The organism is Cupriavidus basilensis OR16 (assembly GCF_000243095.1).
GTDB classification, from domain to species: Bacteria; Pseudomonadota; Gammaproteobacteria; order Burkholderiales; family Burkholderiaceae; genus Cupriavidus; species Cupriavidus basilensis_D.
In genome coordinates this window covers 22237-30194 of record NZ_AHJE01000074.1, presented here as the reverse complement: position 1 = coordinate 30194, position 7958 = coordinate 22237, and the positions used below count along the sequence as shown (strand labels likewise).

The following is a 7958-nucleotide window of genomic DNA, read 5'->3' as shown; positions in this document are numbered from 1 at the left end:
GCCACCTTGCCGCCCCCCCCTGCCGCGCGTACGCGATGCATACGCCGCGCGGCAGGGGAAAACCCCAAGGAGAAAACCGCAGCCACGCTCTTGCTAGCTTGTTTTATGTAGCTTACGCTGAACGATCATGTAGCGGGCACTACATGAGTGCCGGATGAAGGAAAGCGGTGCCGCCCCTGCACAAGGACGGCGCGTAACACCCCGGCCAGCCCGCCGGAAACCAGAAAAAACAACACATCCATCACTGAACAGGCCTGGCCCGCTGCTTGCATAAGAGACAGCACAAGCCAGCCGCCCGCAGCGGTGGCAAAGACATACAAACGGTAGACAACGGTAAACAGTAAAGGAGTGAACATGTCGTATCAGTATCAAGACGGCGCGGCGGGCGTACTACCCGCGGCGGCCGAGCCAGACATCTACCGCAAGGTGACCTGGCGCCTGATCCCGTTCTTCTGCGCCTGCTATCTCGCCGCCTATCTCGACCGCATCAACGTCGGGCTGGCCAAGCTGCAGATGCTGGACGACCTGCACTTCAGCGAGACAATCTACGGGCTGGGCGCGGGCCTGTTCTTCGTGGGCTACATCCTGTTCGAGGTGCCCAGCAACCTGGTGCTGCAAAAAGTGGGCGCGCGCCTCTGGATCGCCCGCATCATGGTGACGTGGGGCCTGCTGTCCGGCGCAACCATGTTCGTCAACACGCCAACGCAGTTCTACGTGCTGCGCTTTTCTACGTGCTGCGCTTCCTGCTGGGCGCGGCCGAGGCCGGCTTCCTGCCCGGCGTGCTGCTGTACCTGACCTACTGGTTCCCCACCCACAAGCGCAGCAAGATCATCGCGCTGTTCATGATGGGCCTGCCGCTCGCCAGCATGATCGGCAGCCCGCTGTCCGGCTGGATCATGACCGCTTTCGCCGGCATGCACGGCTGGGCCGGCTGGCAGTGGCTGTTCTTCCTGGAGGCCATTCCCTCGGTGCTGCTGGGCGTGATGGTGTTCATCTACCTGCCCAACGGCATCAAGGACGCCAAGTGGCTGCAGGCTGACGAAAAGCGCACCTTGCAGCGCAACCTGGATACGGACGTGCTGGTGGAAAGCAAGCACTCGCTCATGGCCGCCTTCACCGATCGCCGCGTGTGGATGCTAGGCCTGATCGACATGTGCCTGCTGATGGGCACGTACTCCATCGGCTTCTGGATGCCCACCATCATCCGAGACTCCGGCGTGGCCAGCCCACTGCACATCGGCCTGCTCACCGCCATTCCGCACGCAGCAGCGGTGATCGGCATGCTGCTCAACGGCGCGCACTCCGACAAGACGCGCGAGCGCCGCTGGCACATTGTGCTGCCCACCCTGGCGGGCGCCGCCGGCCTGGTCGGCAGCACCTTCGTCACCGGCTCCACCTCCGCCACCCTGGTGATGCTGACGGTGGCCAACGTAGGCATCGTGGCGACCTTCCCGGTGTTCTGGTGCCTGCCGTCCACCTTCCTGAGCGGCACCGCGGCCGCGGCCGGCATTGCGCTGGCCTGCTCGATCGCCAACCTGGGCGGCTTTGCAGCCACCTACTTGCTGGGCTGGCTGAAGGACACCTTCCACAGCCCCAGCGCCGGCTTGATCCTGTTCGCAGGCTGCCTGGTGGCGAGTTGCCTCCTGGTGCTGGCGATGCCGGCCAAGGTGGTCAACCGGTAACCCGCCGCCCGGCGACGGGCTTGCCAGGAAACGGCGGATGGCACCTAACGGGTCCGTCCGCCGTTTTTGCGTGAATCCCTGAGCAAAGCGAGCACAAAGATTGAGCCGCGCGCCGCTTATCCGTACCATGCTGCCCATGCAAAGCAGGATCAAGGCAGGATAACGGTATGACTCTCAAGACTCTGGACGGCGCGCTGGCCTTGCTGACCTACTTCACGGTGCGCCAGCCTACCTGGGGCGTGCGGGAGCTGGCCAAGCACAGCGGCGTGCATCACGCGGTGGTGCACCGCGTGCTGGCCACCTTTGCCGCCAACGGTTTCCTGGTGCAGGACGCGGCCAGCGGCAAGTATTCGCTGGGGCTGCGGCTGTTCGAGCTGGGCCAGGTGGTGCGCAAGACTTTCTCGCCCGCCGAGGTGGTGCAGCCCGTGCTGGAAAAGCTGGCCGCGCAAAGTGGCGAGACTGTCTTCCTGTCGTGGCTGGACGGCCATGAAGGGCTATGCGTCGGCATGGTCCAGAGCCAGCATCAGTTGCGCTTCTCGATTGAGCTTGGACAGCGCTTTGCGCTGCACGCGGGCGCGCACGCCAAGGCCATCCTGGCCTTCCAGGACGACGCCTTCCGGGCCCGGGTGCTGGAGCACGCCAGGCAGCGCGCCCAGGACCAGCCCGCGCTGGCCGCGCCCGATCCCGCCGTCATCGAGCCGCAGCTTGCCGAGATCCGCGAGCAGGGCTGGGCCCACACGCGCGGCGAGGCCGCCGCCAGCGTGGCGGGGCTGGCATTGCCGCTGTGGTCGCGCGACCAGACCGAGGTGGTTGGCTCGCTGGCCATTGCCGGCCCGCAGCAGCGCCTGAACGAGGAGTCGGTCCCGCGCATGCTGGAAGCCCTGCGCGAAGCCAGCCGCCGGCTGGAAGAGGTGGTGGGTTTCGGCCGCTAGTGGTACTGGTGGTACTAGTGGCGCTAACGCGCCCACAAGGCGCGCGCCACCGCATCGCCGGCGGCGCCGCCGCCAAACACAAGCTGCCCGATGGAGAACCCCAGCTCACGGTAGCTCTCCCACTGCGCTTCATTGAAGAACTGCTCGATCGTGGGTTCCTGCGGAAAGGCCGGATGGCCGGTGCCGTACTGCTGCACATCAACCGGCGCCGAGGCAATCCGGCAGGGCTTGAGCAGCACGATGCGCGATACGGGACGTCGCGTAGCGGCGGGCTCAAGCGCGCGGTACACGTTCAACAGCAGCGCGCACTTGTTGGCCGCCGCCGGGTTCTGGCGCGCCGCTGGCAGAAAATCCTCCTGCGTGCCGAACACGCTGCCCAGCACGCCGTCGCCAGCGGCCGCGGCATCGACCACGATCTCCAGCCCCATGTCGATGCGGGCCAGCCGGATCAGGTTGGCGAGGTCGCCGAACTGGTAGCCCGGGTCCGCTCCGCAATCGCACAGCACGACCAGCCCCACCCCGCGCTCGGGCCGCAGCAGCTCGTACACGGCGGTGTTTTCGAAATGCCCGCCGTCCGACAGGTATTGCCAGCCGCGCCGCGTGCCGTGAAAGCGCGCGCTCAGCTCGCAGGCCAGGTAGTACTGCGTGCGGAACAGCGTGATAAAGCCGCCCAGCCAAGGCGATCCGGCGAGGTCCGCCTGCACGCGGTTGCGCTCGGCGCCGCCAGCGCGCGGCGCGCTGCCGGCATCCAGCGGGTACGACGGCCACCAGGTGCCCAGGCGCAGGTTGGCCAACCCTAGCAGCAGCGATGTGCCCAGCGTGGTGGAGCGGCCCAGCCCGGTCGAGACCGCCGCGCCCGAGGTTGCGATCCAGTCGCCCAGCGTGCGCGATTGCGAGAGTTCGCTGCCGCCCGCCTTGTGCGTCTCCGGAAAATAGCGCTGCCCGTCCACGGTGAAGCGCACGAAGGCATCCTCGGGCACGGTGCGCGAAGCCGTCGCCGGCAGCACGAAAGGGCCTGGCGCCACGCATAGCGGCTTGCCCTTGCGGTCGCGCTGCACCAGCTGCTCGGCGGGATCCACGGTGAGGTTGAGCGTGACGTTGATCAGGTGCAACGGCGCCAGCACGGCGGGATCGTAGTAGGTGTTCAGGCTGAGCGCGTCGCCGTCCGCGGGCTCGGCCACGCTGAGCCTGGCGCGCTGGGCGGCATGCTGCTGCGCGGGCGCCGCGCCACTGCCGGGCATGAAGCGCTTGCCGTTGGAGCCGCCGAGGTAGGCGCGGGTCAGGCGGGCCGAGTAAAACGGCTGCAGCGTCGACAGGTTCAGGAAGCCGGCGAAATGCCCGGCGATCAGCGTCAGCCCGAGCGCCAGCACGATCAGCGTGCACAGCAATGGCGTGGTGTAGGCGTTGCCGAACGTGAACCAGTCGAGCGGCTCGCCGCCATTCCAGCGCACCCACAGCACCAGCCACGACCACAGCGCGAAGACCAGCAGCGCCACCACGGCAGCGGCAATGCCCGCCAGCAGCGACACCGGCAGGCGCGCGATCCACGTGCCGCCCTTGCCATTGGCGCCCTTGCCATCGACCAGGGCCGCGCCATAGCGAACCAGCCAGACCAGGGCACCCAGCACGCCTGCCGGCCACAGCGTGCTCCAGGGCTGGTGGGAGGCCTGCGTGTAGAGGTAGAGGGTACGCGCCGCGGTGTCCGCCACGCCAATAGCGTCAGCACGGCCATCGCCAGCAGCAGGCAGGACAGCACCAGCCCCGGCCCCAGGTAATGCAGCACCGCGGCCATGACCAGCATTGCCACGCCGGCCAGGGCGGCCAGGCGCGTGGCAAGGCTATCGAAGCGCAAGGCCGGCTTGCCATCGCCGCCGCGCGGATAGACCAGCCAGTAGGCCACGCCCGGCGGTACGGCAAATAACAGGAGCGCCGCCAGCGGCAGCCACAGCAGCTCGCTCCACCAGATGGCCAGGCCACCCTCGTTGAACACCTGGCGGGCGTCGTGCAGCAGGTCCATCTCGTGCCGGCCCAGGTCGATCCAGGTGCCGATGGCGAGATGGCGCAGCAGCGCCAGCACCGCCAGCAGCAACAGCAGTGCGCTGCCGATCACGTACTGCATGGCGAACCAGTTACGCACCACCAGCGAGGCCGCGTAGAGCGTATCGCCGGCACCGGTCGGCGTCAGGTAACGGCCGTTCTCGCGCAGCCACGCCACCGCGGCGCGCCCCGGGTCGGCGGCGTAGGACGCCGACGAGCGGATGCGCCCCGGCGGCTCATGCTGCAGCGTGCGGTAGGCGAGCGCCGCCGCCTCCGGCGGCGTGGTGCCAGGCTGCAACCGGCCCGGCACAAACAGGCTGCAGAAGAAAGCGCCGAGGTAACCGCCGCCGCTGACGGTGGACAGGTAGTCGAACTGGCCAAGCAAGGCGGTGGTGGCAGGCGCGGGGGCGGGGGTGATGGCATCCGGTCCATCGCCTTCCTGGATCGCGTCCGGCGGCGCCTCCCTGGCAACTTCGTGCAGCGCAGGACCGGCCACCGGCGGCGTTGGCGCCTTGGCCAGTGCCTGCATCACGCCCAGGCAGAACGTCGCGCTGCGGATCCCGCCGCCCGAGAGCGCCAGCGCCCAGTTGCTGTCGCCATCGCGCACGCGCCGGGCGATCCCGAGCTGCCGGCGCCGGCGCGAAATGCGGGTCAATTCGTCATCCGAAGGCTGCTCTTGGACTGGCATGCGGGGCCCCTTCCTTTGCACATTCCCGCCCAAGTATAGGCGGCGTCATGGCGTGGCGAAGCGCGCACGCGTGCGCCGCTGCGCAGCGGCGTTCGGTGTTTACCCGGATTGTTCGTTGCCATGCCGAGGCCTAGCATTTTACAAATACAGAGACACTGTCTCTTATAAAGAGACACAAAACAGCAAGACGCAACGATCTCATGCTCAAGACCCTCAACGGCGCCCTCGGCCTGCTGACGCATTTCAGCGTGCGCCAGCCGAGCTGGGGCGTGCGCGAACTCGCCAAGCACGCCGGCATTCACCATGCGGTGGTGCATCGTGTGCTCGCGACCTTCGCCGCCAACGGCTTCCTGGTGCAGGACGCGGCCGGCCGCTATGGCTTGGGCCTGCGCTGGCTGGAACTGGGGCAGGCCACGCGCAAGGCCTTCTCGCCTAGCGAAATCGTGCAGCCCGCGCTGGAGGCGCTGGCCGCGCAGAGCGGCGAAACCGTCTTCCTGTCCTGGCGCGAGGGCTTTGAGGGCCTGTGCACGGACATTGCGCAGAGCCCGCACCAGCTACGCTTTTCCATCGAAGTGGGCCAGCGCTTCCCGCTGTTTGCCGGCGCCCACGCCAAGGCCATCCTGGCCTTCCAGGACGAGGCCTTCCGCCTGCAGGTGTACCGCGCGGGCGGCTGGCAGGACGTGGCGGTGGACACGCTGGAGGCGCAGCTCGCCCGCATCCGCGCCGACGGCTGGGCGCATACCCGTGAGGAAGCCGCCGCCGCGGTGGCTGGGCTGGCGGTGCCGCTGTGGTCGCGCGACGGGCGCGCGGTGGTGGGCTCGCTGGGCATCGCCGGGCCGCTGCAAAGACTGGACATACAGGCCGTTCCCCGCCTGCTGGACGCAATGCGCCGGGCCAAGGGGCCAATCGAGGAGGTTGCTGGCTTCATCCGCTAAAAAAAATGCGGAGAACACTGGCAGGACAGATGATGAAAGGTAGAACCATGGAAGCCCCGGCAGCAATGAACCCACCCCTGGCGGCCAAGCCCGCCACACGCGCGCGCATCACCGAACCCTTCCTGCTGCTGGTATCGGTGGGGCTGTCCGTCTTCGGCGCGATGATCGGCATGCAACTGATCGTCTCGCTTGGCATCTCGGCCAATACGTCGATCATCGGCGCGCTGATCGCCATCGTGTTCTCGCGCATCCCGCTCGAGATCACGCGGCGCTTTCGCGTGCTGGAGCGCCAGAACCTGGTGCAGACGGCGATCTCCTCGGCTACCTTCGGCGCCGCCAATTCCCTGATGATCCCGCTCGGCGTGCCCTACGCCATGGGCATGCCGGAACTGGCTACGCCCATGCTGATCGGCGCGGTGATCGCGATGTTTGTCGACGGCGCCATGCTGTACTTCCTGTTCGGCAGCAAGATCTTCCCGGCGACCGGCACCTGGCCGGCCGGCATCGCCACCGCCGAAGCGATCTGGGCGGGCGACCGCGGCGGGCGCAAGGCAGCCTTTCTCGGCCTGGGCATCGCGGTGGGCGTGGGCGGGGCCTGGCTGGGCATCCCGATGTCGGCCTTTGGCGCCGCGTTCCTCGGCAACCTCGCCGCGCTGACCATGTTCGGCCTGGGGCTGCTGACGCGCGGCTATTCGGTGCCGCTCATCGGCATCGACATTGCCAAGGCCTATATCCCGCACGGCCTGATGATCGGCGCCGGGCTGGTGGCGCTGTTCCAGGTGGCACGCGAGATCCACAAGTCGCGCAACACCCCGGCCGCCGACGCGCGCACCATCGAAGTCCCGGCCTCGCGTGCCAGCCGCATTCTCTCGGGCGGCTTCCTGGTCTACCTGGCCATCGCGCTGCTGATCTCGGTGCTGGCCGGCCATGTCTCCGACATGTCGCCGGGCATGCTGGTGGCATTCGTGCTCTACGCCGCGTTTGCCGCCTATGTGCACGAGCTGATCGTGGGCATCGCGGCCATGCACTCGGGCTGGTTCCCGGCCTTCGCGGTGGCGTTGATCACGCTGACCATCGGCATCCTGATCGGCTTCCCGCCGACGGCCCTGGCGGTGCTGGTGGGCTTCTCGGCCGCCACCGGGCCAGCCTTTGCCGACATGGGCTACGACCTCAAGACGGGCTACCTGCTGCGTGGCGAAGGCCGCGACATGGAGGCGGAGCTGGCCGGGCGCAAGCAACAGTTCTTCGCCGCGATGATCGGCTTTGCCGTTGCGGCGGTGGTGGTGCTGGTGTTCCACGGCACCTTCTTCTCGCAAGGCCTGCTGCCGCCGGTGGACCGCGTCTATGCCGCGTCGATCAAGGCCGGTTCGTCCGCCGAGATTGCGCGCAACCTGGTGATCTGGGCCATTCCGGGCGCGCTGTTGCAATTGCTGGGCGGCTCCAAGCGCCAGCTTGGCATCCTGTTGTCCACCGGCATGCTGATCGCCTCGCCGCTGGCGGGCTGGGCAGTGCTCGCGGGGCTGCTGATCCGCTTCGTGCTGCTGCGCCTGCGTGGCGAGCGCGATATCGCCGAGATGAGCGCCTTCGCCGGCGGCGTGATCGCGGGCGACGCGCTGTTCAGCTTCTTCGGCTCGGTCACCAAGCTGCGCAAGTAAGCCTTGCCGAATCACCTTCTTTCCCGCAT

5 protein-coding genes and 1 pseudogene are annotated in these 7958 nt (G+C 67.8%); 4 read left to right on the top strand and 2 right to left on the bottom strand.

Annotated elements, in window-relative coordinates:
- Positions 1–125: 125 nt before the first annotated feature.
- Positions 126–356: a hypothetical protein gene (locus OR16_RS43685; protein WP_141639858.1), complete on the bottom strand. Its 231-nt coding sequence runs from the start codon at positions 354–356 to the stop codon at positions 126–128.
- Here OR16_RS43685 and OR16_RS25675 point away from each other — a divergent pair.
- Together OR16_RS25675 and OR16_RS25670 are read left to right on the top strand one after the other, a co-directional pair.
- Positions 355–1682 (top strand): annotated as a pseudogene (locus tag OR16_RS25675) (MFS transporter). The gene OR16_RS43685 and the pseudogene OR16_RS25675 overlap by 2 nt on opposite strands.
- Positions 1683–1849: 167 nt before the next feature.
- Positions 1850–2614, top strand: a complete 765-nt coding sequence (locus tag OR16_RS25670) for an IclR family transcriptional regulator (RefSeq protein WP_006161199.1) — start codon at positions 1850–1852, stop codon at positions 2612–2614.
- 23 nt (positions 2615–2637) lie between these two features.
- On the opposite strand, the gene OR16_RS47830 is transcribed toward OR16_RS25670, so the two are convergent.
- A complete protein-coding gene (locus OR16_RS47830; protein ID WP_337459872.1) occupies positions 2638–4242 on the bottom strand; it encodes a hypothetical protein in 1605 nt (534 codons plus the stop codon).
- A 1297-nt stretch (positions 4243–5539) separates the two neighbouring features.
- On the opposite strand from OR16_RS47830, the gene OR16_RS25660 reads away from it, so the two are divergent.
- Both OR16_RS25660 and OR16_RS25655 read left to right on the top strand, forming a co-directional pair.
- Positions 5540–6274, top strand: coding sequence for an IclR family transcriptional regulator (locus OR16_RS25660; protein WP_006161196.1), 735 nt, complete (start codon positions 5540–5542; stop codon positions 6272–6274).
- Positions 6275–6339: 65 nt separating this feature from the next.
- Positions 6340–7929, top strand: a complete 1590-nt coding sequence (locus OR16_RS25655; RefSeq protein WP_006161195.1) for an OPT/YSL family transporter — start codon at positions 6340–6342, stop codon at positions 7927–7929.
- Positions 7930–7958 lie beyond the last annotated feature (29 nt).

Excerpts from the sequence above, each read along its gene's own strand:
- OR16_RS43685 (WP_141639858.1), bottom strand. The coding sequence starts at position 356 with ATGTTCACTCCTTTACTGTTTACCGTTGTCTACCGTTTGTATGTCTTT.
- OR16_RS25655 (WP_006161195.1), top strand. The coding sequence starts at position 6,340 with ATGAACCCACCCCTGGCGGCCAAGCCCGCCACACGCGCGCGCATCACC.
- OR16_RS25670 (WP_006161199.1), top strand. The coding sequence starts at position 1,850 with ATGACTCTCAAGACTCTGGACGGCGCGCTGGCCTTGCTGACCTACTTC.
- OR16_RS25660 (WP_006161196.1), top strand. The coding sequence starts at position 5,540 with ATGCTCAAGACCCTCAACGGCGCCCTCGGCCTGCTGACGCATTTCAGC.